The 23,995-nt window shown below is 65.1% G+C and carries 22 protein-coding genes; 12 read left to right on the forward strand and 10 right to left on the reverse strand.

The annotated features are described in order from the left end of the window. Nucleotides 1-79: 79 nt before the first annotated feature. Nucleotides 80-1,447: a signal recognition particle protein gene (gene ffh / locus MA09_RS16915; RefSeq protein WP_036251080.1), complete on the forward strand. Its 1,368-nt coding sequence runs from the start codon at nt 80-82 to the stop codon at nt 1,445-1,447. A 233-nt stretch (nt 1,448-1,680) separates the two neighbouring features. Beyond that, nucleotides 1,681-2,064 carry an SWIB/MDM2 domain-containing protein gene (locus MA09_RS24220; protein WP_081897653.1) on the forward strand — a complete coding sequence of 128 codons (384 nt, stop codon included), beginning with the start codon at nt 1,681-1,683 and terminating at the stop codon, nt 2,062-2,064. 200 nt (nt 2,065-2,264) lie between these two features. Here the strand turns inward: MA09_RS24220 and MA09_RS16925 are convergent, their stop codons facing one another. The 4 genes from MA09_RS16925 to MA09_RS16940 form a co-directional block, all read right to left on the reverse strand. After that, nucleotides 2,265-3,644, reverse strand: coding sequence for an alkaline phosphatase (locus MA09_RS16925; RefSeq protein WP_036251085.1), 1,380 nt, complete (start codon nt 3,642-3,644; stop codon nt 2,265-2,267). A 10-nt stretch (nt 3,645-3,654) separates the two neighbouring features. Continuing rightward, nucleotides 3,655-5,145, reverse strand: a complete 1,491-nt coding sequence (locus MA09_RS16930) for an alkaline phosphatase (protein WP_036251088.1) — start codon at nt 5,143-5,145, stop codon at nt 3,655-3,657. A gap of 81 nt (nt 5,146-5,226) precedes the next feature. Then, nucleotides 5,227-5,838 (reverse strand): lytic transglycosylase domain-containing protein, encoded by a 612-nt coding sequence (locus tag MA09_RS16935; RefSeq protein ID WP_036251090.1) that lies wholly within the window; start codon nt 5,836-5,838, stop codon nt 5,227-5,229. Nucleotides 5,839-5,849: 11 nt separating this feature from the next. Then, nucleotides 5,850-7,568 carry a proline--tRNA ligase gene (locus tag MA09_RS16940; protein ID WP_036251092.1) on the reverse strand — a complete coding sequence of 573 codons (1,719 nt, stop codon included), beginning with the start codon at nt 7,566-7,568 and terminating at the stop codon, nt 5,850-5,852. A gap of 216 nt (nt 7,569-7,784) precedes the next feature. Here MA09_RS16940 and MA09_RS16945 point away from each other — a divergent pair, with 216 nt between their 5' ends. The 3 genes from MA09_RS16945 (at nt 7,785) to MA09_RS16950 (ending at nt 9,166) form a co-directional block, all read left to right on the forward strand. Continuing rightward, nucleotides 7,785-8,429, forward strand: coding sequence for an RNA pyrophosphohydrolase (locus MA09_RS16945; protein WP_036251095.1), 645 nt, complete (start codon nt 7,785-7,787; stop codon nt 8,427-8,429). A gap of 101 nt (nt 8,430-8,530) precedes the next feature. Further along, nucleotides 8,531-8,701, forward strand: coding sequence for a hypothetical protein (locus MA09_RS24895; protein ID WP_161783233.1), 171 nt, complete (start codon nt 8,531-8,533; stop codon nt 8,699-8,701). Between the two features lie 36 nt (nt 8,702-8,737). Then, nucleotides 8,738-9,166 carry a DUF1841 family protein gene (locus tag MA09_RS16950; RefSeq protein ID WP_036251097.1) on the forward strand — a complete coding sequence of 143 codons (429 nt, stop codon included), beginning with the start codon at nt 8,738-8,740 and terminating at the stop codon, nt 9,164-9,166. A gap of 68 nt (nt 9,167-9,234) precedes the next feature. Here MA09_RS16950 and MA09_RS16955 read toward each other — a convergent pair whose 3' ends face one another. The 3 genes from MA09_RS16955 to MA09_RS16965 all read right to left on the reverse strand — a co-directional run bounded on the left by MA09_RS16955 (nt 9,235) and on the right by MA09_RS16965 (nt 11,574). Then, entirely contained in the window at nt 9,235-10,764 is a 1,530-nt protein-coding gene (locus MA09_RS16955) for a SulP family inorganic anion transporter (protein WP_036251100.1), read from the reverse strand. A 102-nt stretch (nt 10,765-10,866) separates the two neighbouring features. Further along, the gene (locus MA09_RS16960) at nt 10,867-11,217 is read right to left on the reverse strand and encodes a cytochrome c (RefSeq protein ID WP_036251103.1); all 351 of its coding nucleotides are present in this window, start codon (nt 11,215-11,217) and stop codon (nt 10,867-10,869) included. Between the two features lie 9 nt (nt 11,218-11,226). Beyond that, the gene (locus MA09_RS16965) at nt 11,227-11,574 is read right to left on the reverse strand and encodes a cytochrome c (protein WP_036251105.1); all 348 of its coding nucleotides are present in this window, start codon (nt 11,572-11,574) and stop codon (nt 11,227-11,229) included. A gap of 177 nt (nt 11,575-11,751) precedes the next feature. Here MA09_RS16965 and MA09_RS16970 point away from each other — a divergent pair, with 177 nt between their 5' ends. The 5 genes from MA09_RS16970 (at nt 11,752) to MA09_RS16990 (ending at nt 16,872) form a co-directional block, all read left to right on the forward strand. Then, nucleotides 11,752-12,606 (forward strand): MoxR family ATPase, encoded by an 855-nt coding sequence (locus MA09_RS16970; RefSeq protein ID WP_036251107.1) that lies wholly within the window; start codon nt 11,752-11,754, stop codon nt 12,604-12,606. Next, complete coding sequence (locus tag MA09_RS16975) at nt 12,603-13,208, forward strand: GNAT family N-acetyltransferase (RefSeq protein ID WP_036251109.1); 606 nt, start codon at nt 12,603-12,605, stop codon at nt 13,206-13,208. The genes MA09_RS16970 and MA09_RS16975 overlap by 4 nt, the downstream gene beginning before the upstream one ends. Nucleotides 13,209-13,219: 11 nt before the next feature. Then, complete coding sequence (locus MA09_RS16980) at nt 13,220-14,389, forward strand: VWA domain-containing protein (RefSeq protein ID WP_036251110.1); 1,170 nt, start codon at nt 13,220-13,222, stop codon at nt 14,387-14,389. Between the two features lie 151 nt (nt 14,390-14,540). After that, nucleotides 14,541-15,737, forward strand: coding sequence for a cation:proton antiporter (locus MA09_RS16985; RefSeq protein WP_036251113.1), 1,197 nt, complete (start codon nt 14,541-14,543; stop codon nt 15,735-15,737). Further along, the gene (locus MA09_RS16990) at nt 15,727-16,872 is read left to right on the forward strand and encodes a YbdK family carboxylate-amine ligase (protein WP_036251115.1); all 1,146 of its coding nucleotides are present in this window, start codon (nt 15,727-15,729) and stop codon (nt 16,870-16,872) included. Before MA09_RS16985 ends, MA09_RS16990 begins: the two co-directional genes overlap by 11 nt. Before the next feature lie 52 nt (nt 16,873-16,924). Here MA09_RS16990 and MA09_RS16995 read toward each other — a convergent pair whose 3' ends face one another. The 3 genes from MA09_RS16995 to MA09_RS17005 form a co-directional block, all read right to left on the reverse strand. Further along, nucleotides 16,925-17,272: a hypothetical protein gene (locus MA09_RS16995; protein WP_036251117.1), complete on the reverse strand. Its 348-nt coding sequence runs from the start codon at nt 17,270-17,272 to the stop codon at nt 16,925-16,927. Nucleotides 17,273-17,369: 97 nt separating this feature from the next. Then, on the reverse strand, nt 17,370-18,371 hold the full coding sequence (locus MA09_RS17000; RefSeq protein WP_081897654.1) for a gamma-glutamyl-gamma-aminobutyrate hydrolase family protein: 1,002 nt from the start codon (nt 18,369-18,371) through the stop codon (nt 17,370-17,372). Between the two features lie 170 nt (nt 18,372-18,541). Then, on the reverse strand, nt 18,542-19,414 hold the full coding sequence (locus MA09_RS17005; RefSeq protein WP_036251119.1) for a hypothetical protein: 873 nt from the start codon (nt 19,412-19,414) through the stop codon (nt 18,542-18,544). Nucleotides 19,415-19,567: 153 nt separating this feature from the next. Here MA09_RS17005 and MA09_RS17010 point away from each other — a divergent pair, with 153 nt between their 5' ends. Together MA09_RS17010 and parC are read left to right on the forward strand one after the other, a co-directional pair. Then, nucleotides 19,568-21,565 carry a DNA topoisomerase IV subunit B gene (locus tag MA09_RS17010; protein WP_036251750.1) on the forward strand — a complete coding sequence of 666 codons (1,998 nt, stop codon included), beginning with the start codon at nt 19,568-19,570 and terminating at the stop codon, nt 21,563-21,565. Nucleotides 21,566-21,576: 11 nt separating this feature from the next. Then, entirely contained in the window at nt 21,577-23,937 is a 2,361-nt protein-coding gene (gene parC, locus MA09_RS17015) for a DNA topoisomerase IV subunit A (protein ID WP_036251122.1), read from the forward strand. Nucleotides 23,938-23,995 lie beyond the last annotated feature (58 nt).

Below are 23,995 nucleotides of genomic sequence, written 5' to 3' on the forward strand. Positions count from 1 at the left end.
ATGACGGTTTCCCCCGCCACCTGGCGCCATCGCCCGGGCGGCAGCAATCATTTCCCGAAGTTTTTCCGAAGACGCAGACATGCTAGATAACCTGACCCAACGCCTTGCCAAGGTCGTCAAGACCATGCGCGGCGCGGCGCGCCTTACCGAGGCAAATACCGCCGAGATGCTGCGCGAAGTGCGCATGGCCCTGCTGGAAGCCGACGTGGCGCTGCCGGCGGTGCGCGAGTTCATCGCCAAAGTCAAAGAAAAAGCGCTGGGCGAAGAAGTCATCGGTTCGCTCAGCCCCGGCCAGGCCCTGGTCGGCGTGGTGCAGCGCGAACTGGCCGCCCTGATGGGCGCCGACCTCGGCCCGGACGCCACCCAGCTGTCCTTCGCCCAGCAGCCGCCGGCGATCATCCTGATGGCCGGCCTGCAGGGTGTGGGTAAAACCACCACCACCGGCAAGCTCGCCAAGTACCTGAAAGAGCAGAAGAAGAAGAAGGTCCTGACCGTTTCCGCCGACGTCTACCGCCCCGCCGCGATCGCGCAGCTGGAATCGGTGACCAAGCAGGTCGGCGCCGACTTCTTCCCGAGCACTGCCAACGACAAGCCGGTCGACATCGCGCGCAACGCGCTCGACTGGGCCAAGAAGCACTACCACGACGTCCTGATCATCGACACCGCCGGCCGCCTCGGTATCGACGAAGCGATGATGCAGGAGATCGCTGCCGTGCACGCTGCCGTCAATCCGGTCGAGACCCTGTTCGTGGTCGACGCCATGCTGGGCCAGGATGCGATCAACACCGCCAAGGCCTTCAACGACGCGCTGCCTCTCACCGGCGTGGTGCTGACCAAGCTCGATGGCGATTCGCGCGGCGGTGCGGCACTCTCCGTGCGCCATGTGACCGGCAAGCCGATCAAGTTCGCCGGCGTGTCCGAAAAGCTGGACGGCCTGGAAGCCTTCGATCCGACCCGCATGGCCAACCGCGTGCTGGGCATGGGCGACATCCTGGCGCTGGTCGAAGAAGCACGCAAGGGCGTGGATGCCCAGGCCGCGACCGAGCTGGCCAACAAGATCAAAGGCGGCGGCAAGTTCGACATGAACGACTTCAAGGCGCAGCTGACCCAGATGAAGAAGATGGGCGGCATGTCCGGTCTCCTGGATAAACTGCCGGCCCAGTTCCAGCAGGCCGCGGCCGGCGCCAACATGGACCAGGCCGAAAAGCAGGTGCGCCGCATGGTCGGCATCATCGACTCGATGACGCCGGCGGAGCGCGCCAAGCCGGAACTGATCAAGGCCAACCGCAAGCGCCGCATCGCGGCGGGCGCGGGCGTGCAGGTGCAGGAAGTGAACCGCATGCTGAACCAGTACGACCAGATGCAGACCATGATGAAGAAGCTCAAAGGCGGCGGCCTGATGAAGATGATGCGCGGGATGAAGGGCATGATGCCGGGCCTGCGCTGAACTTGTAGCGCCGCCTTGAAAACCGCGCGGGCACTGGCCTGGCGCGGTTTTTTCACATTCGGCAGGTCGGTTTTTTCAATTCAAGCCCTCCTAGTGTGCGACAGCTCGCATTTCAGGGCTTATCAGAGTGAAAAAATTTCGAAAAAGACTTGCATGAACAGTAAAAGGCCACCAATATAAGCCGGTGCGTCGATAACGCAACTTTCCCTGTGATCGTTTTAGGAGGCTCGAAGATGGCAACAGCCAAAAAATCCACCGCAGCGCCAGCCAAGCAAGCCGCCAAGCCGGCAGCAGCGGCCAAGCCTGCAGCAAAAAAAGCAGCTCCAGCAAAAGCAGCAGCGAAACCAGCAGCGAAGCCGGCGGCTCGCAAGCCGAACGCCGCTTTCATGAAAGAGATGACGCCATCGGGCGAACTGGCAGCAGTGGTCGGCAACAAGCCGCTGCCACGCACCGAAGTCACCAAGAAGGTCTGGGACTACATCAAGAAAGAAAACCTGCAGGACGAATCGAACCGCCGCATGATCAACGCCGACGACAAGCTGAAGGCTGTCTTCGGTGGCAAGGCCCAGGTGTCGATGTTCGAAATGACCAAGCTCATTTCGGATCACCTGAAGTAAGCACTGGCCGGCTGTCCAGTAGCCTTGCAAATGGAAAGCCCCGGGTGACCGGGGCTTTTTGTTTTCGTAGGGTGGGCGGCTCGTGATCCAAGCCACCGGCTTGGATTACCCCACGCGGTTAAATCACGGTGATACTGCCCTTACGACTATTCATACTCCAACTATCACCGCGTGGGCGGGAGACCCGCCCACCCTACGGTTTATAGGCCCGCCGCCGCCTTCATCAGGTGGAACACCTGGGTATTCTCCATGGTCCCCTTGAACGGCGCCGAACCCGCCCCGGTCGCATACAGCTTCACGTCCCCGCCACCGTGCGACTCGTACACCGTGCGCACGCCGGCCTCCTGGCGGTAGCCGTCGCTCTGCGCCACGGCGCTGTCCACGTCGGCGCGCACGTCCGGGCGCACCTTGCCGTTGCCGAACACGAGCGCGGTAAAGGTCTTGCCGTCGGCGTCCTTTTTCGGTTCGCCGCTGGCGTAGTCGTGCACGATGTCCAGCACCTTGCTGCCGCGCTTCGGGTAGCCGTTCAGGACCATCGTGTGGTCATGGTCGGCGGTCACGACGATCAGGGTGTTCTCCAGCCCCGGATCGATTTTCCGCATGCGGTCGATGGCAGCCTGGATCGCCTCATCAAAAGCGACCGTGTCGGCCAGCGCGTTCCTGGCATTGGTGTCGTGCAGCGCATGGTCGATCTTGCCGCCTTCGACCATCAGGAAGAAGCCGTCCGGGTCTTTCGAAAGCAGCTCGATCGCCTTGAGGGCCATGTCGGTCAGGGTCGGCTGCTCCGGGCGGCGCGCCAGCGAGTAGTCCATGTGATCGTCGGCGCTGTAGATGCCGACGAACTTGCGGCCCGGGCGCGCCGACATCATGCCGGCGCGGGTGTTGGCCACGGCATAGCCCTGCGCCGCGAATTCCGCCATCAGGTCGCGCCCGTCCGCGCGGCCCTTCGGGTTGGTGGCTTTATCAAAAGGCGTGAAGTGGTGGCGGCCGCCGCCCATCAGGACGTCGACGCCGTCGCCCAGCGCGTGGTTGTAGCCCTCGCCGCCCGGCACGATCTGGCGCGCGATGGTGTAGCCGGCGTCGCGGTGGCAGACGTGCGAGAAGGTCGAGGCCGGGGTGGCGTGGGTCAGCTCGGTGGTGGTTACCGCGCCCACGGCCTTGCCACGCGCCTTGGCCAGTTCGAGGATGGTCGGCACCACCTGGCCGTTGTTCTCGCCGCACCGGTCGACGGTCGGGTTGCCGTTGGCGTCCTTGCCCGGGTCGATGGCGCGCGCATCCTTCATCGAGATGCCGTCCTGGTTGATCTTCACCCCGGTCATGTAGGCGCCCATCGAGGGCGCGCTGTCGGTGGTCTGGAAATCGTTCGAATAGGTCTTGATGCGCGCGGTGCGCTCCAGCCGTTCGAAGTTCAGCAGGCCGTCCTCGCCGTGCTTGAAGATGCGCGCGGCGGTGATCGTGGTCGGGCCCATGCCGTCGCCGAGGAAGAAGATGATGTTCCTGGCCTGCGGCGCGGCAGCTACCGCGGCCGCATTGGCGCCGAACAGGGCGGCAGCCAGGAGAAGGGAAAGTCGCTTGTTCATGGTGGTCTCCTTACAGGCCGGCAGCGGTCTTGATCAGGCTGAAGACGCGGGTGTTGTCGATGGTCCCGCGGAACAGTTCCGCGCCGGCGCCGGCGGCGCCCAGGTAGACGTCGGTGCCGCCGTGCGTTTCCGCGCCCGTGCGGGTGCGCACCACCGCTTCCTGGTGGTAGTCGTCGCGCGTGACGATCTCGTCGGTGAGCGCGGGCTGGCTGGAACGCGGGCCGTTGACGCGGTTCTCGCCGTTGCCGAAGCCGATGATGGTGAAGGGACGCCCTTCCTTGTCCAAGGTCAAGCTGCCGTCGAGCTTGCGCACCAGGCCCAGCACGCCCGGGTTGGTCGGCGTGGTCTTGCCGGTGCGGACCGTATAGCCGTTCAGGAGCAGCGTGTGGTCATGGTCGGCGGTGGCGACGACCAGGGTGTTCTTCAGCCCCGGGTCGAGCGCTTCCATCTTCTCCAGCGCGGCCTGCATGGCGGCGTTGTAGGACACGGTTTCCTGCAGCGCGCGCTTGGCCAGAGTGGCGTGCAGCGCGTGGTCGATCAGGCCGCCCTCCACCACCAGGAAGAAGCCCTTGCCCTGGCTGCCTGCGTGCGGCGCCAGCAGGTCGATGGCCTTGCGCGTCATCTCGGTCAGGCTCGGCTGCTTGCTCGGGTCGCGCGTCGCGTCGTAGTCCATGTGGTTCTGCGCGAACAGGCCGATGGCCGGCTGCTGCGGGTTGGCGGCGAGTGCGTTCAGGCCTGCGGTATCAAGGGCGACGCGGAAGCCTTGCGCCTGCAGTTCGGCCAGCAGGTCGCGGTTGTCGGCGCGCTTGCCGCCGCGCGCGAAGGGCGTGAAGAACTGGGTGCCGCCGCCGAACATCACCTCGATGCCGCGCGGGCCGAGCGCGCCGTTGTAGCCGGCGGCGCCCGGCACCAGCATCGCCGCCAGATCGGTCTCGAGCTTGCGGTGGCAGGCGTGGCCGTACGCAGCGGCAGGGGTAGCATCGGTGACGCTGGTGTTGGTGACGATGCCGAGCGCCATGCCGCGCTTGCGCGCCAGTTCCAGCAGCGTGGTGGCGGGCGAACCGCTGCCGGGACCGACTTCGCACTTGCTGACCAGGGCGTTGCCGTTGGCGTCCTTGCCGGGTGCGACCGAGCGGGTGCCGAAGGACATCGAGACCACCCCGTTGTTGTGCTTCACGCCGGTCATGTAGGCGGCCATGCTGGCGGCGCTGTCGGTGACCATCGAGTCGTTCGAGAAGGTCTTCACGAAAGCCGATTCGGGCAGGCGGTCGATGGTCAGCTCGCCTTCCTCGCCGGCGTGGAAGATGCGCGCCGCAGTGAGCGTGTTCAGGCCCATGCCGTCGCCGAGGAAGAAGATCACGTTCTTCGCGCGCTGCTCGACCTGGGCGCGAGCCTGGGTTTGCGCGGAAGCCTGGGAGGGGGCCTGTGAAGCGGGCGGCACGCTGGTGCAGCCGGCCAGCGCGGCGGCGAGAATAGCGCCGGCAAGGAGGGACAATCGCATGGGAACCTCTACGTCTGGAAAGCGCAGAGTTTACACCTTGCCATATACATATGGCGGATGGATTTGTTGCGAGATTGTTCGTTACGCTGCGGGCTTGAACTCCCACTTCTTCCACGCCGCCAGCACCGCATTCGGATACTGCGGCTTGCCGCGGCTGCCGTTGTAGCGGCCGAGCGCCAGGTAGAGGTTGCCCTTCTCCATGTCGATGTACATGCGCAGGATCGAACAGCCGTAGCGCAGGTTGGTCTGCATATTGAACAGCATGCGGCGGTCGCTGTCGCCGATCACCTTGGTCCAGAAGGGCATCACCTGCATGTAGCCGCGCGCCCCGGCGATCGAGATCGCGTACTTGCGGTAGGCCGACTCGACCTGGATCAGGCCGAGCACCATGGCCGGCTCCAGGCCGGCGCGGGTCGACTCGTACCAGACCGTCTCCAGGAATTCGGTGCGCGACAGCTGGTCGGGGATGCGCTTGGCGAGGCGCTTCGACATCTCGTCGAACCAGGCCTGGTAATGCGCCCGCGCCGCGGCGTCGCGCAGCACGGGTTTGGGTGGCCTGGTGTCGTGGATGGCGTTGGCCAGCGCCAGCCGGACCGAGTCCGCCAGCGCTTCTTCTTTCTGGTTGCCGGCATGGGCCGCGCTGCCGAGCAGCAGCCCGGCAGCGAGCAGCGCACTCGCGGCCCAGGGAAGCATTGCTACCGGGTTCACTTGCCCAGCTTGCCCTTGATGAAGGCGACCATGCCGTCGACCGGCACGCTGGTGGCGGCTTCGTCGCGGCGGCCCTGGTATTCCAGGTTGCCTTCCTTGAGACCGCGCTCGCCGATCACGATGCGGTGCGGCACGCCGATCAGTTCCCAGTCGGCGAACATGGCGCCCGGGCGCAGGCCGCGGTCGTCGACGATGACGTCGATGCCCGCTGCCTGCAGTTCGGCGTACAGCTTCTCGGTTTGCTCCTTGACCATCTCGCTGCGGTCCAGGCCCATCGGGCACAGCACCAGCTCGAACGGCGCGATCGAATCCGGCCAGATGATGCCCTTGTCGTCGTAGTTCTGTTCGATGGCCGCGCCCAGGATGCGGGTCACGCCGATGCCGTAGCAGCCCATCTGCAGCGGGGCCGGCTTGCCGGCTTCGTCCAGGAAGGTCGCCTGCATCGCTTCCGAGTAGGCGGTGCCGAGCTGGAATACGTGGCCCACTTCGATGCCGCGCTCGATCGCCAGCACGCCCTTGCCGTCCGGCGAAGGGTCGCCTTCGACCACGTTGCGCAGGTCGGCCACGATCGGCTCGGCGCAGTCGCGGCCCCAGTTGGCGCCGGTGTAGTGGTAATCCGCTTCGTTCGCGCCGCAGACGAAATCGGCCATGTTGGCGACGGTGCGGTCGGCCACCACGGTAACCGGCAGCTTGGTATTGATCGGGCCGAGGTAGCCCGGCACGGTGCCGTAGGCTTCCTGGATCTCGGCTTCGGTCGAGAAGCGGAAGTCTTTCAGGCCTGCGACCTTGGTGACCTTGATCTCGTTGAGTTCATGGTCGGCGCGCAGCAGCAGCAGGAAGTAGGTCTTCTTGCCTTCGTTCTCGACGGTCAGGGCGATGCTCTTGACGTGGTGCTGCAGCGGGATGCTCAAGAGTTCGGCCACGGCTTCGCACTTCGTTTTACCCGGGGTCGAGGTCTTGGTCAGTGCCTGCGTCGGCGCGGCGCGTTCGCCGGCGGCCAGCGCTTCGGCCGCTTCGATGTTAGCCGCGTAATCCGAGGTCGGGCAGTACACCAGCGCGTCTTCGCCGGTGCTGGCGATGACGTGGAACTCATGCGAACCGGTGCCGCCGATGGCGCCGTTGTCGGCCGCCACCGCGCGAAACTTCAGGCCGAAGCGGGTGAAGATCTTGGTGTAGGCATCGAACATGGTCGCATAGGACTTCTGCATGCCGTCGACGTCACGGTCGAAGGAATAGGCATCCTTCATCGTGAACTCGCGGCCGCGCATCAGGCCGAAGCGCGGACGGCGCTCGTCGCGGAACTTGGTCTGGATGTGGTAGAAGTTGATCGGCAGCTGGCGATAGGACTTGAGCTCGCTGCGCACGACGTCGGTGACGACTTCCTCCGAGGTCGGCTGGATGGCGAATTCGCGGCCATGGCGGTCCTTGACGCGCATCAGTTCCGGGCCCATCTTGTCCCAGCGGCCCGTCTCCTGCCACAGTTCGGCCGGCTGCACCAGCGGCATCAGGAGCTCGATCGCGCCTGCCTTGTTCATTTCTTCGCGGATGATGTTCTCGACCTTGCGGATGATGCGCAGGCCAGTCGGCATGTAGGTGTAGATGCCCGAGCCAAGGCGCTTGATCATCCCTGCGCGCATCATCAGCTGGTGGCTGACGATTTCCGCGTCCGAGGGCGCTTCCTTGAGAGTTGAAATAAAAAATCGTGAGGCGCGCATATCCGTGAATTCTTTTTAAAAAGAGAGAGTTATAATCGACCTAATTTTAAAGGATTAGCTGGCTGATGCGTCCAATCTTTCTACAAATGGGTCCGGAACAAGCAGCGGAACGAGCAGTACCTGCCTCGTCGGCTACCCGCCGACCGGGCGGGCATGGCAATTTGTGGGTAAAAATATAAGGATCGTACGGCCGGCAGAAAGTTTCGAGGTGCACTTATGCTCGATCGTGAAGGGTTCCGCCCCAACGTCGGCATCATCCTGCTAAACGCCAATAACGAGGTGTGGTGGGGCAAGCGGGTGCGCGAGCACTCGTGGCAGTTTCCGCAAGGGGGTATCAAATACGGCGAGACGCCGGAACAGGCGATGTACCGCGAGCTCGAGGAAGAAATCGGTTTGCGCCAGGAGCACGTCAAGATCGTGGGCCGCACCCGCGACTGGCTGCGCTACGAGGTGCCCGACCACTTCATCAAGCGCGAGATCCGCGGCCACTACCGTGGCCAGAAGCAGATCTGGTTCCTGCTGCGCATGATGGCGCGCGATAACGACGTCAACCTGCGCCTGACCGACCATCCCGAGTTCGACGCCTGGCGCTGGCACGACTACTGGGTGCCGCTGGACGTGGTCATCGAGTTCAAGCGCGATGTCTACCAGCGGGCGCTGCAGGAGCTATCGCGCTTCATCACCTGGCCTGCCAGGGGCCAGAACGGCGAACGCCGTCACAGTGCGCGCTACCTGCGCCAGCCGCACGGCCGCTCGCAGGGCGCCGGCGGCAAGGCGCAGCAGCAGTCGGCATTGGCGGCGGCAGCCACCGCAGCCAAGCCGGCCACGCCGGATTCGCTGGTGCTGTTGCCAGACGAGTAAGTTTGCCTTACGGTGGGGAGCGATGCTCCCCGTCTTCTTCGCTCCCGCCGCCCCCGCGGTGGCTGCCATCCCTCGTCCTGCGCTTCGCGGTCCACGCGTTCATGCCGGCGGAATTATCAAAAGCGCACATCGGCGGCTGGAGCCGCATCTACCGCACCCGTTTCAAGGAGTTCCGTGCCGGCCCGGCCACCGCGAAGAACGGCACCCTCAGGGTACTCGCCGATTTCCGGCATCCGAAGCAGAGGGCGGCAAGAACCGGCAGGAAGCGCTAGAATGCCCGCTTCCTGCCCTTTTCTGCTCCCCCAGCCATGTTCACTCCGTCATCGCACGACGTGCGCCGCTTTTTCTGCGAAGCCCTGCGCAAGCAGCGCAACGGCGAGATCCTGAGCCCGATGGACGCCATCGCGGCCGACTGGATCGTCCAGCATCCCGAATACCACGCCGAACTCGAGGACGTGGAAGCGGCGATCGCCTGCGACTACTCGGTCGAGGGCGGCAAGCCGAATCCTTTTCTGCACCTGTCGATGCACCTGTCGATCGCCGAGCAGGTCTCGATCGACCAGCCGCGCGGCATCAAGGCGGCGCACGACCTGCTGGTCAGCCGCATCGGCGAGCACGACGCCCACCACGAGATCATGGAATGCCTCGGCGAGATGATCTGGAAGTCGCAGCGGGGCGGCGTGCCGCCGGATACCGAGGCCTACATCGAATGCGTGCGCCGACGCGCGACGCGCTGACGGCAAGCACGGCAACGTGATTCGAAAATGCGGCACGTGCCGCATTTTTTGTATCATGTTCTGCCGATTCAGCCCAGCTTGTCGTCGGCGACGTGGTAGCGCGGGTCCTCCGGCAGGTTCACTTCGATCATGTCCTTCGCCTTCTCCAGCAGTTCGCGGCAGTCCCGGCTCAGGTGGCGCAGGTGCAGGCGCTTGCCCAGTGCGCGGTAGCGCTCGGCCAGGGCGTCGATGGCCTGGATCGCCGAGTGGTCGGCCACGCGCGCGCGGCGAAATTCGATGACCACGTCCTGCGGGTCGTCCTTCGGCGTGAACAGCGCCTGGAAGCCGGTCACGGAAGCGAAGAACAGCGTGCCTTCCAGTTCGTAGACCTTCCATCCCTGCGCATCCAGGCTTGTCGCAACGCGGATCTGCTTCGCATGCTGCCAGGCGAACACCAGGGCCGACACGATTACCCCAAGCAGCACCGCCACCGCCAGGTCGAAGGCCAGGGTGGTGCCCGCCACCAGCACGATCACCAGCGCGTCGGCGCGCGGCACCTTGCCGAACAGGCGGAAAGTGCCCCACTCGAAGGTCTTCTCGCAGACCACGAACATCACACCGATCAGCGCCGCCAGCGGGATCTGCTCGATCCAACGGGAGCCGACCAGGATGAAGGAGAGCAGGAACAGGGAGGCCACGATGCCCGACAGGCGCCCGGTACCGCCGCTGTTCACGTTGATCATGCTCTGGCCGATCAGCGCGCAGCCGCCCATGCCGCCGAAGAAGCCGGTGACGACGTTGGAGGCGCCCAGCGCCAGGCATTCGCGGTTCGGCTGGCCGCGGGTGTCGGTGATCTCGTCGATCAGGGTGAGCGTCAGCAGCGACTCGATCAGTCCGACGCCGGCCAGCACCAGCGCATAGGGGAAGACGATGCGCAGGGTCTCCAGGTTCCAGGGCACCTCCGGCACCGCGAAGCTGGGCAGGCCGCCCGCGATCGAGCCGAGGTCGCCTACCGTCCTGGTGTCGATGCCCAGCAGCGCGCAGCCGGCGGTGGCCGCCAGGATGCCGACCAGGGTGCTTGGTAGCGCCCTGGTGAAGCGCGGCGTGATGTAGATGACCGCCATGGTGGCCGCGACCACGGCCAGCATCGTGGCCAGTTCAGGGCCGCCCATCCATTGCATGCTGCCGTCCGGACCAGCTGTCTTGAAATGGCCGAACTGGGCGACGAAGATCACCAGCGCCAGGCCGTTGACAAAGCCGAGCATGACCGGGTGCGGCACCATGCGGATGAACTTGCCCAGGCGCGCGGCGGCGAACAGCAGCTGCAGCACGCCCATCAGCACAACCGCGGCAAACAGGTATTGCGGCCCGTGCTGTACCACCAGCGCCACCATGACCACCGCCAGCGATCCGGCCGCGGCCGAGATCATGCCGGGACGGCCGCCGAAGGCCGAGGTAATGAAGGAGACCAGCACCGCCGCGTACAGGCCGGTGAGCGGCGAGACCTGGGCGACCAGGGCGAAGGCGATTGCCTCGGGAACGAGTGCGAGGGCGACGGTCAGGCCGCTGAGCAGGTTGGTTTTGATGTGGGATGGGGACGGCATGGACAGGGACGGCATCGGGGCTCCAAAAAACAAAATCCCCCGCCGGCTGCCCGGTTCGGGGGGATCGACAGTTTACCAGCCCCAGGCTGGAACCGCTTTGATGCTGTTACTTGCTGATTATTTGCTGACCACGAGTTGCGACGGCAGGCTGGCGAGATAGGCGCCGATGTCCGCCATGTCCTTGTTCGACAGCGGCTGCACCTGTCCTGCCATGATCGGATTGGCGCGGCCGTTGGAGCCGGCGCCGCGCTTGTAGGCGCGCAGGGCGTGGGCCAGGTAGTCGGCGTGCTGGCCGGCCAGCTTCGGATAGCTCGGGTCGATCGGCTTGTTATAGTCGGCGCCATGGCAGGATGCGCAGTTGTATTTCTTGGCGAGCGCTTCGCCGCGCGCGACGTCGGCCGCCGAAGCCACTGCGGCGCTACCCATGCAGAATGCGCCGGCAAGCAGCGCGGAGAACAGTTTTTTCATGGCTGGTCCTTAGCGTTTGGCGGTGGCTGGGGTCTGCTGCGCATAGTAGGCAGCGACGTCGGCGATGTCCTGGTCGCTCAGCGAGGCGGCAATGCCCATCATCGACGGGTTCTTGCGCTCGCCCTTGCGATAGGCCTTCAGTGCGCTTTCGATGTACTTGGCCGACTGGCCGCCGATCATGGGAACGCGGTAGACCTCGGGGAAGCCCGATTTGTAGCCCGGGATACCGTGGCAGCCGATGCACATCTCGATCTTGGCCGGCGCAGCCTTGGGATTGCCGACAATGTCCGCCGCGGCGGCCGCAGTGGTGGTGGCGGCACACGCTGCCACTACCAGTAGTGCTAAAGATTTTTTCATGGGTGTGGCTCGTTAGTTGTAATTCGAATACCGCAAACGCACAAAAAGTTAGCAAATGGACTACCAACCTGTCGATTCTATCTGAAGAGTTGTCACCAGTCTACAAACGCGCGCAGCCTGTCCACACGCGCGTTCTGGCATATACTCGGCTTCATTTCATTCCGATCCAGAACGCCCATGCACGCTTCCCCCCGCTTCGAAGGCAGCGACAACTACGTTGCCACCGCCGACCTGAAACTGGCCGTCAACGCCGCGCTCACGCTCGGCCGCCCGCTCCTGATCAAGGGCGAGCCGGGCACCGGCAAGACCATGCTGGCCGAAGAGGTCGCGGCCGCGCTCGACATGCCGCTGCTGCAGTGGCACGTGAAGTCGACCACCAAGGCCCAGCAGGGCCTGTACGAGTACGACGCGGTGTCGCGCCTGCGCGACTCGCAGCTGGGCGACGAACGCGTGCGCGATATCCACAACTATATCGTCAAAGGCGTGCTGTGGCAGGCGTTTACCGCACCGGAACCGACCGTCCTGCTGATCGACGAAATCGACAAGGCCGACATCGAGTTCCCGAACGACCTGCTGCGCGAACTGGACCGCATGGAGTTCTACGTCTACGAGACGCGCGAGATGGTGGTGGCCAGGCACCGTCCGCTGGTGATCATCACCTCGAACAACGAGAAGGAACTGCCGGACGCTTTCCTGCGCCGCTGCTTCTTCCACTACATCAAGTTCCCGGACCGGGACACCATGGCCGACATCGTCAAGGTGCACTTCCCGACCCTGAAGCAGGACCTTCTGGCCGCCGCCTTGCAGAGCTTCTACGAGCTGCGCGAGGTCGCCGGCATCAAGAAGAAGCCCTCGACCTCGGAATTCCTCGACTGGCTGAAACTCCTGCTGGCCGAAGATATCCCGGCCGAGGCCCTGCGCAGCCAGGATAGCAAGGCCATCGTGCCGCCGCTGCACGGCGCCCTGCTGAAGAACGAGCAGGACGTGCACCTGTTCGAGCGCCTCGTCACCATGTCGAGGACCAACCGATGAGCAAGCCGATTCGGGTGGAGCCGGTGACGCTCGAGTTCAACGGCCTGCGCCTGGAGCCGCTGGCGCCCCACCACGAGGACGGCCTGCGCGCAGCCGCCAGCGACGGCGAACTGTGGAAGCTGCGCGTGACCAGCGTGCCGGAACCGCACAATGCGGCGCAGTACATCGGCACCGCGCTGGACACGCGCGACCGCCTGGCCTTTGCCGTCATCGATGCGCGCAGTAGCACTCTGTTGGGCACCACCAGCTACCACGACATCCTCCCGCAGGTGGACCGTGTCGAGATCGGCTATACCTGGTACGCCAAGAGCGTGCAGCGCACCCACGTGAACACCAGCTGCAAGCTGCTCCTGCTGTCGCATGCCTTCGATACGCTCGGCTGTGGCGTGGTCGGGCTGCGCACCGATTGCGAGAACTTCGCTTCGCAGGCCGCGATCGAACGCCTGGGGGCGAAGAAGGATGGGGTCATCCGCCACCACGCCCTGCGCCGCGACGGCACGGTACGCGACACCGTCATGTACAGCATCCTGCGAGGCGAATGGCCGCTCATCAAGCGCGCCCTGCACGAGCGGCTGGAGCGGCACGCACGGGCTTGCGCTTAAAGCTCAACCTTATGTTGATCGATTTCTTCTACACCCTGCGTGACGCCAAGGTTCCGGTCACGATCAAGGAATTCCTGACGCTGCTGGAAGCCCTGCAGCAAGGCGTGACCGCGCCCTCGCTCGACGAGTTCTATTACCTCGCGCGCCTGACGCTGGTGAAGGACGAAGCCCACTTCGACAAGTTCGACCGCGCCTTCGGCGCCTACTTCAAGGGTGTCGATGCGGTGTTCGACGAGAAGGCCGACATCCCGCTCGACTGGCTGCTCAAGCGTTTCGAGCGCGAGCTCACGCCGGAACAGCGGGCGGCCCTGGAGAAACTCGGCTACGACAAGCTGCAGCAGCGCCTGGAAGAACTGCTGAAGGAGCAAAAAGGGCGCCACGAAGGCGGCAGCAAGTGGATCGGCACCGGCGGCACCTCGCCCTTCGGAAATGGCGGCACCAATCCGGAAGGCATCCGCATCGGCGGCCAGGGCCGCAACCGCACGGCGGTGAAGGTGTGGGAGCAGCGCAGCTACCGCGACTACGACGACGAGCGCGAACTCGGCACCCGCAACATCAAGGTGGCGCTGCGCCGACTGCGCCGCTTCGCGCGTACGGGCGCGGCGGAAGAGCTGGCGCTCGAGGACACCATCCGCGCCACCGCCAGCAACGCGGGCTACCTCGACATCCGCATGCAGCCGGAGCGCAAGAACCGCATCAAGGTGGTGATGCTGCTGGACGTCGGCGGCTCGATGGACGACCACATCGAGCGCGTGGAAGAGCTGTTCTCGGCCGCCAAGAGCGAATTCAAGAACATGGAGTTCTACTACTTCCACAACTGCGTCTACGACTACCTGTGGAAGAACAACCGGCGCCGCCACAGCGAGCGCTTCCCGACCTGGGACGTGCTGCGCACCTACCCGAACGACACCCGCGTGATCTTCGTCGGCGACGCCACCATGAGTCCTTACGAGGTGCTGGCGCCGGGCGGCTCGGTCGAGTACAACAACGAGGAAGCCGGCGCGGCCTGGCTGGCGCGCTTCACCAATGCCTTTCCCAAGTTCGCCTGGCTCAACCCGGAGCCGGAACACCTGTGGGAATACCGGCAATCGATCGCCGTCATCCGGCAGATCATGAATGGCCGCATGTTCCCGATCACCCTCGAGGGGCTGGAACGGGCCATGCGTCTGCTCAGCAAGTAGGAGCTTTCGCACATCAATCGTGCGCAGGAAGCCCTCTTGTAGAATTGCCAACACATTGTAGGGTGGTCGGGTTCCCCGACCACGCGTTCGACCAAAGCACGCGTCGTTACCATGCGTCCGGAAGTTGGACTGCTGACGAGAGGGAGAACCGATGCCGGACCTGCTGCCCATCCTGACCAGCCTCGCATGGCCGATCGCGCTTGCCGTCGCCTGGCTGGCCGGCGAATTCGGGCAGCGGTTCACCGGCCTGCCCCGCATCAGCTTCTATGGCCTGGTCGGCTTCGCACTGGGCAGCACCCAGGCCGGCGTGCTGCCGGCGCCCGATGCCGGTCCGGTGGCGCTGCTGGCCGACATCGCCTTCGGCCTGATCCTGTTCGAACTGGGTTACCGCATCAACCTGCGCTGGCTGCGCACCAATCCCTGGATCGGGGCCGGCGGGCTCGCGGGCGCCCTGCTGACCTTCGTGGCGGTCTTCCTGGTCGCCCTCGCCTTCGGCACCTCGCAACTGGTCGCGCTGATGATGGCGGCGCTGTCGATGGGCACCTCGCCCGCCACCGTCGTGCGCATCATCAACGAACAGCGCAGCTCAGGGCAGGTAACCGAGCGCGTACTGCACCTGACGGCGATGAACTGCGTGCTGGCGATATTCGCCTTCAACGCCATCGTCGGCTTCTGGATCTTCCATACCTTCGACGCGCTGGGCGACGCGCTCTGGCAAAGCCTCGTCATGCTGGCCGGATCCGCACTGGTGGGCGCCGTGTTCGGCGTGGCGGTGCCGGCGCTGCTGCGCGCCATTGGCAATCCGGACCGGGATGCGACCGTGGCCTTCGCGCTGTCCGTGCTGCTGCTGGTGGCGATCTGCGACGCCGGCGCGCTGTCGCCCTACGTGGCCACGCTGGCCTTCGGCCTGGCGGCGCGCCACCGCCGCATCGCCTTCAGTCACGCGCAGCGCAACTTCGGCGCCCTGGGTGAACTGTTGACCGTATTGCTGTTCGTTTACGCTGCCTCGACCCTCGACTGGCGGCAGCTCGCCATCGGCAGTGCACTCGGCCTCGCCGTCATCGCCGTCCTGCTGGGCGCAGGCACCAAGGTGCTCGGGGCGACGGCATTCGCCTACAAGTCGGGCATTTCGTGGCGCAAGGGTGCCCTGACAGGAATCGGTCTCGCCCCCTTGTCGGTCTTCGTGATCCTCCTGATCGAGCATGCGCGCCAGGCTGGCGTGCACGTGCCGGAGGAACTCCGTGCCATGGCGGCGGTCACGATGCTACTCGAAGTGTTCGGCCCGATCATCATCCAGCGCGCCCTGGTCTGGGCGCGCGAAGCCCCGGAGAATCCCCATGCCGCTTGAAGCCTTCAATTCGTCGCAACCGCTGACCTTCGGGGTCGAGCTGGAACTGCAGCTTGTCAGCCTGTCCGATTTCGACCTGACGCCGGTCTGTCCGGACCTGATCAGCCTGCTCAGGCGCAAGCCCTTCCCCGGCAACGTCACGCCCGAGATCACGGAAAGCATGGTCGAGATCAACTCGAGTGTGCACTCGTCCTATTCGGCGCTGCTGGCGGAACTGCACGAGATCCGCGATACCCTGGTAGCGGCCGGCGACAAGCTCAATATCGGCATCGCAGGCGGCGGCACGCACCCCTTCCAGGACTGGTCCGAGCGCCGCATTTCGGACAAGCCGCGCTACCAGTACCTGTCGCAGCTGTACGGCTACCTGGCCAAGCAGTTCACCGTCTTCGGACAGCACGTGCACATCGGCTGCGCCAATGGCGACGATGCGCTGTACCTGCTCCATGCGCTCAACCGCTACCTGCCGCACTTCATCGCGCTGTCGGCCTCCTCGCCCTTCGTGCAGGGGCAGGACAGCGGCTTCGACTCGGCGCGCCTGAATTCCGTGTTCGCCTTCCCGATGAGCGGGCGCGCGCCCTTTGTGCTGGACTGGCAGGAGTTCACCGACGTGTACTTCGCCAAGATGGAGCGCACCAACATCATCAAGAGCATGAAGGACTTCTACTGGGACCTGCGGCCCAAGCCGGAATACGGCACCATCGAGCTGCGCGTGTGCGACACCCCGCTCACGGTGGAGCGCGCGGCGGCGCTTGCCGCCTACCTGCAGGCGCTGTGCCGCCACCTGCTCGAACGCAAGGAAGAGCCGCCGGCGGAAGACGATTACCTTGTCTACAACTACAACCGCTTCCAGGCCTGCCGCTTCGGGCTGGACGGCGCCATCACGCATCCCAAGACCTACGACAGCATCGTGCTGCGCGACGACATCCTGGCGACGCTCGAAAAGATCATGCCGCATGCCGAAGCCCTCGGCAGCGCCGAGGCATTGCAGCACCTGGCGGCCGCCGCCACGGAGGGCAGCGATGCCACGCGCCTGCGCCGCTGTTACGAGCGAGAAGGCAGCGTCGAGGGAATGGTCAATGCCGCCATCCAGCAGTTCCGCGGCGAACGACGGATGCGCCCGACGCACCCATCCTGAACTCCTGGGGTAGCAGCGCAACAGCTGCCATGGCAAGCGGACCGCGCCTGACTTACTGCGCCACCGCCGCCTTGCCGCCCCGGCTTCCTTTCATGAACCTGGCCAGCAGCGGCTGCTTCACCGGCTGAGGCGGCGGCAGCTGCTCATCCACCAGCCCCGCCCAGCGCTCGGCCAGCTGTTCGCAGGTGGCGCGCAGCACCGGATCCACGTCCGGCAAGCGCGACAGCGCGCACAGGTGGCGCTCGATCACGGAAGCCAGCTTCACGCAAGGCTGCTCGCCGTCGCCGCGCGCGGTGTAGTGCGACATCAGGTGCAGCGTTGACGCCACCAGCAGCACGTGCTGGCTGCGCGCTTCCGGTGATGGCTGCGGCAACGCCGGGTCTGCGAAAGGAATAGTCATGCACGCCCTCCTCACGAATAAGATCGAATGAATGAGAATGATTCTCATTCATTATTGTCTCGTCGCGGGATGAAAGCAAGTGTTTTCGCGTGAAGGATCAGAGCCTTGTTTCGCGGGCGGCGCGCAGGAATTCGTCCAGCACCGGCGTACAGTCGAGCAGCTCGGTACCGCCGGCACGGTGGAATTCCGGGTGCCACTGCAAGCCCATGACGAAGTCGGCCCGCTCGTAGCGGATCGCCTCGACGATGCCGTCCGGGTCGGAATAGGCTTCGACGCGGATGTCGCGCCCCAATTCCTTGACTGCCTGGTGATGAATCGAATTGACGATCGGTCGCTCCAGGTGGCCGAACATCTTGCCGAGCGAGGAGCCCGGCGGGAAGCGCACCGCATGGCGGTGGGCGTCATAGATGTCGTGCACGTGGGCCAGCGCTTCCGGCACGTTGGTGGCGACATCCTGGTACAGCGTACCGCCGAAGGCGACGTTGATCAGCTGGCAGCCGCGGCAGACGCCCAGCACCGGCTTGCCGGCATCGACGAATTCATGCAGCAGCTCGAGCTCGTAGACGTCGCGCGCGCGGTCGCCCCCCCACTCCGGCCGGGTCGGGACCTCGGAATAGGTTTGCGGCGCCACGTCTGCCCCGCCCTGCAGCACCAGCCCGTCGAGGTGGCGCGCGTAGTGGCGCAGAGTGATGTTACTAGGATGAAACATTCCGTTGGTGTTCACGGTCGGAATCATGAATACCAATACGTCGCGCGACATCACCCACTGGGCAATCGATTCTTCGAGGTATTGCAGGTTCTTGCTGAGCAGGCCACGGGCGCCCGGCTCCGGATGGTAGATGCGCGCCGACACCCCGATGTGCAGGGTGCGGTTCATGAAGTCGCGGCTGAAGCGCTCGCGCAGGGCGCGCCAGCGTGAGCCGATGACCCGCCCTGCCAGCGCCAATGGCGTGTCGCCATCACGCTGGTACCTGGCATGCCCACGCATCGCCTTGCCCTCTGTCGCGCGCCGGTCCGGCACCCGCACCGGCGCCTCGGGGCGCTTTTCGATCGGGGGGCCGGGCACTTCCGGAGTTGGTTTGGGTTCGTCTTCCGCCATGACTACCAATATAGCCGCGCTATGGCCGCGCACGATTTGAAATTGTTACAAAATTCATCACCCGGCCGGACATGTTGCAAAACGTCAGCTTGCGGGATTTCCCGTTTCGGTTAATACTGTATGCAATTACAGTAGTCTTTGATGAAAGCGTGCCTTGGGGCTTTCGGCGCCTAGGTCCGGAGGGCGAGCAGCTTCTGGAAGGTAGCCAGCAGGTGGCGGTCGGCTATCGGTTTGTCGAGCAGCCCACGCACGCCGGCATCGCGGGCGCGCAGGCTGTCGTACTTGAACGATTGCCCAACAAGAAGGAGCACGGCGGTACGCCCTGCTCCTTGCTGGGACTTGATGGCGCTGCTCAGGCTGTATGGTTCGATGCCGGAAGCGCAGGTGTTGATCATCACGAGCGACACCGGCGTCTCGTCGCATAGGCGCACTGCGGCGCGGCTGCTGTCGGTCCATTCGACCGGCCGGGCGGCGGTGCCGGATGCCGAGACAGGCGTAGTACTGAAGGTATTACCGATGGTATTTGCAACGACCCGCGCCACATGGTCGCGGAAGGCGCCGCCCTTGTCGATGATGAGCACGGCGCCGTCGGGCGGTCCCTGGCGCAGGCGGGAGTAGTACTCCGGCGCCTCGGTGTCCGGCGCCAGCCTCGGCCTTCGACGCCGCTCGGGCAGGCAGCGTTCGCCCCGCGCGGCCAAGGACGCCAGCGCCTGTACACGGGTATCGAGCAGTTCGGCCAGGGCCTCGTACAGGCTGGCAGGGTTGATGGGACGCGGCAAGGTACGGCGGCTGCAGGCACCGTCGCCGCCGATCAGGAGGATCGGCTGTAGTGCGCCGGGCGGCAGGCAGGCCAGGCGCGCCAGGGCGGCCGGGTTGGCGCCATCGGCGATGTAGAGGTCGGGTTCTTGCAAACTGTCGTCGTGGAGGCAAAAATACGACGGCCCCGGCAACGGAGCCTGCGCCAGCAGGCTCTCGAGCAGGGCGCATTCAGCAGGTGCAAAGCCGACCATGCGGACGGTGAACGGATATCTGGTTGCGGGCATCGCTTTTCCAGCCTTTCCAAGGGCACTTCCGGGTCACATCGTTTTAATCTAGCACAATGGTGCGGACTAACAAGCACGTTTGGCATCTCAAAAAGGCCAACTTTCCGCGCGACAAGATAGAATGCGCAAGCATTGAACACCACCAATATCAGCATGGCTTCCAAGAAACCCGCATCTGACTACAGCGAATCATCCATCCGCGTCCTCAAAGGACTCGAGCCCGTGAAACAGCGTCCGGGCATGTATACCCGGACCGAAAACCCGTTGCACATCATCCAGGAAGTGATCGACAACGCCTCCGACGAGGCGCTGGGCGGGCACTGCAAGAACATTGCCGTCACCCTGAATACGGACGGCTCGGTCACGGTCGAAGACGACGGCCGCGGCATCCCGGTTGGACTGCACCCGGAAGAAAACGTGCCGACCGTCGAGATCGTGTTTACCCGCCTGCATGCGGGCGGCAAGTTCGACAAGGGCTCGGGCGGCGCCTACGCCTTCTCGGGCGGCCTGCACGGTGTCGGCGTGTCGGTGACGAATGCGTTGTCGACGCGCCTGGAGATCACCGTCTGGCGCAAGGACGAAAACGGCAATGGCGTGCACGAACTGGCCTTCGAGAACGGCGACCTGGTCGAGCCCCTGAGCTCGCGCCCGGCGGATCGCGGCGGCAAGAAGAACGGCACCCGCGTCACGGCCCGCCCCGACCCGAAATACTTCGATTCGCCAGCCATTCCACTGGCCGAGATGCAGCGCCTGCTGCGCTCGAAAGCCGTGCTGCTGCCGGGCGTGACCGTCACGCTCACCAACGCCAAGACCGGCGACGTCCAGACCTGGCGCTACGACGAAGGCCTGCGCGGCTACCTGCTCGAGGCCCTGAACCAGACGGCGAACGGCCAGACCGTGATTCCGCTGTTCGAAGGCGCCCAGTACGCAGGGAGCGGCGATGAAGGTTTCGCCGAAGGCGAAGGCGCGGCCTGGGTGGTGGCCTGGACCGAGGAAGGCAGCGTGGTGCGCGAGTCCTACGTCAACCTGATTCCGACCGTGAGCGGCGGCACCCACGAGTCCGGCCTGCGCGACGGCCTGTTCGGTGCCGTGAAGAGCTTCGTCGAGATGCACTCGCTGCTGCCCAAGGGCGTCAAGCTGCTGCCGGAAGACGTGTTCGCACGCGTCTCCTTCGTGTTGTCTGCAAAAGTGCTGGACCCGCAGTTCCAGGGCCAGACCAAGGAACGCCTGAACTCGCGCGACGCCGTCAAGCTCGTCTCGACCTTCACGCGGCCCCCGCTCGAACTGTGGCTGAACCAGCACGTCGAGTACGGCAAGAAGCTGGCCGAGCTCGTCATCAAGCAGGCGCAATCGCGCCTGCGCTCGCTGCAGAAGGTCGAGAAGAAGAAGTCCTCGGGCGTGGCCGTGTTGCCGGGCAAGCTGACCGATTGCGAATCGACCGATATCACCCGCAACGAGCTGTTCCTGGTCGAGGGCGACTCGGCGGGTGGCTCGGCCAAGATGGGCCGCGACAAGGAATTCCAGGCCATCCTGCCGCTGCGCGGCAAGGTGCTGAACTCCTGGGAGACCGAGCGCGACCGCCTGTTCGCGAACAACGAGATCCACGACATCGCGGTGGCGATCGGCGTCGATCCGCACGGCCCGGACGACAATCCGGACCTGAGCGGCCTGCGCTACGGCAAGATCTGCATCCTGTCGGACGCGGACGTGGACGGCTCGCACATCCAGGTGCTGCTGCTCACTTTGTTCTTCAAGCACTTCCCGGCCCTGTTCCGCAACGGCCACATCTGCGTGGCGCGCCCGCCGCTGTACCGCGTCGACGTGCCGGCGCGCGGCAAGAAGCCGCTGCAGAAGCTGTACGCACTCGACGACGGCGAGCTGCTGGCCATCGAGGACAAGCTCAAGAAGGAAGGCCTGAAGGAAGGCACCTGGAGCATCTCGCGCTTCAAGGGCCTGGGCGAGATGAACGCGGAACAGCTGTGGGAGACCACCATGAACCCGGACACCCGCCGCCTGCTGCCGGTCGCCTTCGGCGAATACAACCTGGCCGAATCGGCATCGCGTTTCAACATGCTGATGGGGAAGGGCGAAGCCGCCGCCCGCCGCGCGTGGCTCGAGGAACACGGTAACGAGACCGAAGCGGATATCTGATACGAACGACTATGACTCAAGCAAGCCTTTTTGAACAAACCAACCCAGCGGGCGGCGGTGGCGGCGACGACGACGTCGAAAAGCTCACCCTGTCCACCTTCGCCGAGCGCGCCTACCTCGACTACGCCGTCTCGGTGGTCAAGGGCCGCGCCCTGCCGGACGTCTCGGACGGCCAGAAGCCGGTCCAGCGCCGCATCCTGTATTCGATGCACGAATTGGGCCTGGGCCACACCGCCAAGCCGCGCAAATCGGCTACCGTGGTCGGCGACGTCCTCGGCAAACTGCACCCGCACGGCGACCAGTCGGTGTACGACGCGCTGGTGCGCATGGCCCAGGACTTCTCGCTGCGCTACCCGCTGATCGACGGCCAGGGCAACTTCGGCTCGCGCGACGGCGACGGCGCCGCGGCGATGCGTTACACCGAAGCGCGCCTGACGCCGGTGTCGCGCCTGCTGCTCGACGAGCTCGACATGGGCACGGTGGACTTCCAGCCGAACTACGACGGCTCCACCACCGAACCGCGCCAGCTGCCGGCGCGCCTGCCGATGGTGCTGCTCAACGGCGCCTCCGGCATCGCGGTCGGGATGGCCACCGAGATCCCCTCGCACAACCTGCGCGAAGTGGCGAGCGCCGCCGTGGCCCTGATCCGCAACCCGAAGATCACCCACGCCGAACTGATGACCCTGATCACCGGCCCGGATTTCCCGGGCGGCGGCCAGATCATCACCCCGGCCTCGAACATCGCCGACATGTACGCCACCGGCCGCGGCTCGCTCAAGGTCCGTGCACGCTGGAAGATCGAGGAACTGGCGCGCGGCCAGTGGCAGGCCGTGGTCACCGAACTGCCGCCGGGCACCTCGGCCCAGCGCGTTCTGGAAGAGATCGAGGAGCTGACCAACCCGAAGATCAAGGCCGGCAAGAAGACCTTGCTGCCGGAGCAGCTGGCGCTCAAGCAGACCATCCTCGGCGCGCTCGACACCGTGCGCGACGAATCCGGCCGCGAGGCGGCGGTGCGCATCGTGTTCGAGCCGAAGTCCAAGAACCAGGACCAGGGCGAGTTCATGCTGATGCTGCTCGCGCATACCTCGCTGGAAACCTCGAGCCCGATGAACCTGGTGATGATCGGCGGCGACGGCCGTCCGCGCCAGAAGGGCCTGCTGGAGGTCCTGCAGGAATGGATCGACTTCCGCTTCGTCACCGTCCGCCGCCGCACCGAGTTCAGGCTGGGCAAGGTCAACGACCGCATCCACATCCTGGAAGGCCGCGAGACCGTCCTGCTGAACATCGACGAAGTCATCGCCATCATCCGCAATTCGGACGATCCCAAGGCCGCCCTGATCGACCGCTTCCGCCTGTCGGAGCGCCAGGCCGAGGACATCCTCGAGATCCGCCTGCGCCAACTGGCGCGCCTGGAGGCAATCAAGATCCAGCAGGAGCTGGCCGAGCTGCGCAGTGAAAAAGAGAAGCTCGAAGACATCCTCGAGAACCCGTCCTCGATGAAGCGCCTGATCATCCGCGAGATCGAGCAGGACGCCAAGCAGTACGGCGACAACCGCCGCACCCTGATCGAGGAAGCCGAGCGCGCCGTGGCCGAGCAGAAGGTCATCGACGAGCCGGTGACCGTGATCGTTTCGGAGAAAGGCTGGGTGCGCGCGCGCACCGGCATCGGCCACGATCCGGCCCAGTTCACCTTCAAGGCGGGCGACTCGCTGCTTCAGGCCTTCGAATGCCGCACCGTCGATTCCCTGATCGGTATCGGCAGCAACGGCAAGTCCTTCTCGGTGCCGGTGGCCGCGCTGCCTGGAGCGCGCGGCGATGGCGTGCCGATCACGACCCTGGTCGACCTGTCGGGCGGCGTGGCTGGACGGCCCGTGCGCATCCTGCACTACTTCGCGGGCAATCCGGAGACGCGCCTGCTGCTGGCGACGTCGAACGGCTTCGGCTTCATCGCCAAGGCCGGCGACATGATCAGCCGACTGAAGGGCGGCAAGTCCTTCATCACGCTGGACGAGGGCGCAGTGCCGCTGCCGCCGCGCATGGTGAGCGACAGTGCCGGCGCGATCGCCTGCCTGTCCGAGAAAGGCCGCGTGCTGGTCTTCGGCATCGACGAGATGAAGGTGCTGACCAACGGCGGCCGCGGCGTGACCCTGATGGAACTGGAGCCGAAGGAAACCCTGCTGGCGGCGCAGCCGATCAACCAGAAAGGCGTGAACGTCATCGGCACCTGGGCCGGCTCGAAGCCGCGCACGGTGGAGCTGTTCGCATCGGGACTGGAGCCGCACTTCGGCAAGCGTGCGCGCAAGGGCAAGCCGCTGTCGGCGAAGCTCAAGGCGCAGGACCTGGCGATGCGGTCGACCGAGGCCAGCACGTAGCACATTAGGTAGCGTAGGGTGGTCGGCTCTGCCGACCACCCTACAACAACGCCGGCGC

The sequence above is a fragment of the Massilia sp. BSC265 genome (genome assembly GCF_000740675.1).
Lineage (GTDB): Bacteria > Pseudomonadota > Gammaproteobacteria > Burkholderiales > Burkholderiaceae_D > Telluria.

What these genes read in the sequence shown, in the direction of transcription:
- ffh (WP_036251080.1), top strand. Translation starts at nt 80, where the DNA reads ATGCTAGATAACCTGACCCAACGCCTTGCCAAGGTCGTCAAGACCATG.
- MA09_RS24220 (WP_081897653.1), top strand. Translation starts at nt 1,681, where the DNA reads ATGGCAACAGCCAAAAAATCCACCGCAGCGCCAGCCAAGCAAGCCGCC.
- MA09_RS16925 (WP_036251085.1), bottom strand. Translation starts at nt 3,644, where the DNA reads ATGAACAAGCGACTTTCCCTTCTCCTGGCTGCCGCCCTGTTCGGCGCC.
- MA09_RS16930 (WP_036251088.1), bottom strand. Translation starts at nt 5,145, where the DNA reads ATGCGATTGTCCCTCCTTGCCGGCGCTATTCTCGCCGCCGCGCTGGCC.
- MA09_RS16935 (WP_036251090.1), bottom strand. Translation starts at nt 5,838, where the DNA reads ATGCTTCCCTGGGCCGCGAGTGCGCTGCTCGCTGCCGGGCTGCTGCTC.
- MA09_RS16940 (WP_036251092.1), bottom strand. Translation starts at nt 7,568, where the DNA reads ATGCGCGCCTCACGATTTTTTATTTCAACTCTCAAGGAAGCGCCCTCG.
- MA09_RS16945 (WP_036251095.1), top strand. Translation starts at nt 7,785, where the DNA reads ATGCTCGATCGTGAAGGGTTCCGCCCCAACGTCGGCATCATCCTGCTA.
- MA09_RS24895 (WP_161783233.1), top strand. Translation starts at nt 8,531, where the DNA reads ATGCCGGCGGAATTATCAAAAGCGCACATCGGCGGCTGGAGCCGCATC.
- MA09_RS16950 (WP_036251097.1), top strand. Translation starts at nt 8,738, where the DNA reads ATGTTCACTCCGTCATCGCACGACGTGCGCCGCTTTTTCTGCGAAGCC.
- MA09_RS16955 (WP_036251100.1), bottom strand. Translation starts at nt 10,764, where the DNA reads ATGCCGTCCCTGTCCATGCCGTCCCCATCCCACATCAAAACCAACCTG.
- MA09_RS16960 (WP_036251103.1), bottom strand. Translation starts at nt 11,217, where the DNA reads ATGAAAAAACTGTTCTCCGCGCTGCTTGCCGGCGCATTCTGCATGGGT.
- MA09_RS16965 (WP_036251105.1), bottom strand. Translation starts at nt 11,574, where the DNA reads ATGAAAAAATCTTTAGCACTACTGGTAGTGGCAGCGTGTGCCGCCACC.
- MA09_RS16970 (WP_036251107.1), top strand. Translation starts at nt 11,752, where the DNA reads ATGCACGCTTCCCCCCGCTTCGAAGGCAGCGACAACTACGTTGCCACC.
- MA09_RS16975 (WP_036251109.1), top strand. Translation starts at nt 12,603, where the DNA reads ATGAGCAAGCCGATTCGGGTGGAGCCGGTGACGCTCGAGTTCAACGGC.
- MA09_RS16980 (WP_036251110.1), top strand. Translation starts at nt 13,220, where the DNA reads ATGTTGATCGATTTCTTCTACACCCTGCGTGACGCCAAGGTTCCGGTC.
- MA09_RS16985 (WP_036251113.1), top strand. Translation starts at nt 14,541, where the DNA reads ATGCCGGACCTGCTGCCCATCCTGACCAGCCTCGCATGGCCGATCGCG.
- MA09_RS16990 (WP_036251115.1), top strand. Translation starts at nt 15,727, where the DNA reads ATGCCGCTTGAAGCCTTCAATTCGTCGCAACCGCTGACCTTCGGGGTC.
- MA09_RS16995 (WP_036251117.1), bottom strand. Translation starts at nt 17,272, where the DNA reads ATGACTATTCCTTTCGCAGACCCGGCGTTGCCGCAGCCATCACCGGAA.
- MA09_RS17000 (WP_081897654.1), bottom strand. Translation starts at nt 18,371, where the DNA reads ATGGCGGAAGACGAACCCAAACCAACTCCGGAAGTGCCCGGCCCCCCG.
- MA09_RS17005 (WP_036251119.1), bottom strand. Translation starts at nt 19,414, where the DNA reads ATGCCCGCAACCAGATATCCGTTCACCGTCCGCATGGTCGGCTTTGCA.
- MA09_RS17010 (WP_036251750.1), top strand. Translation starts at nt 19,568, where the DNA reads ATGGCTTCCAAGAAACCCGCATCTGACTACAGCGAATCATCCATCCGC.
- parC (WP_036251122.1), top strand. Translation starts at nt 21,577, where the DNA reads ATGACTCAAGCAAGCCTTTTTGAACAAACCAACCCAGCGGGCGGCGGT.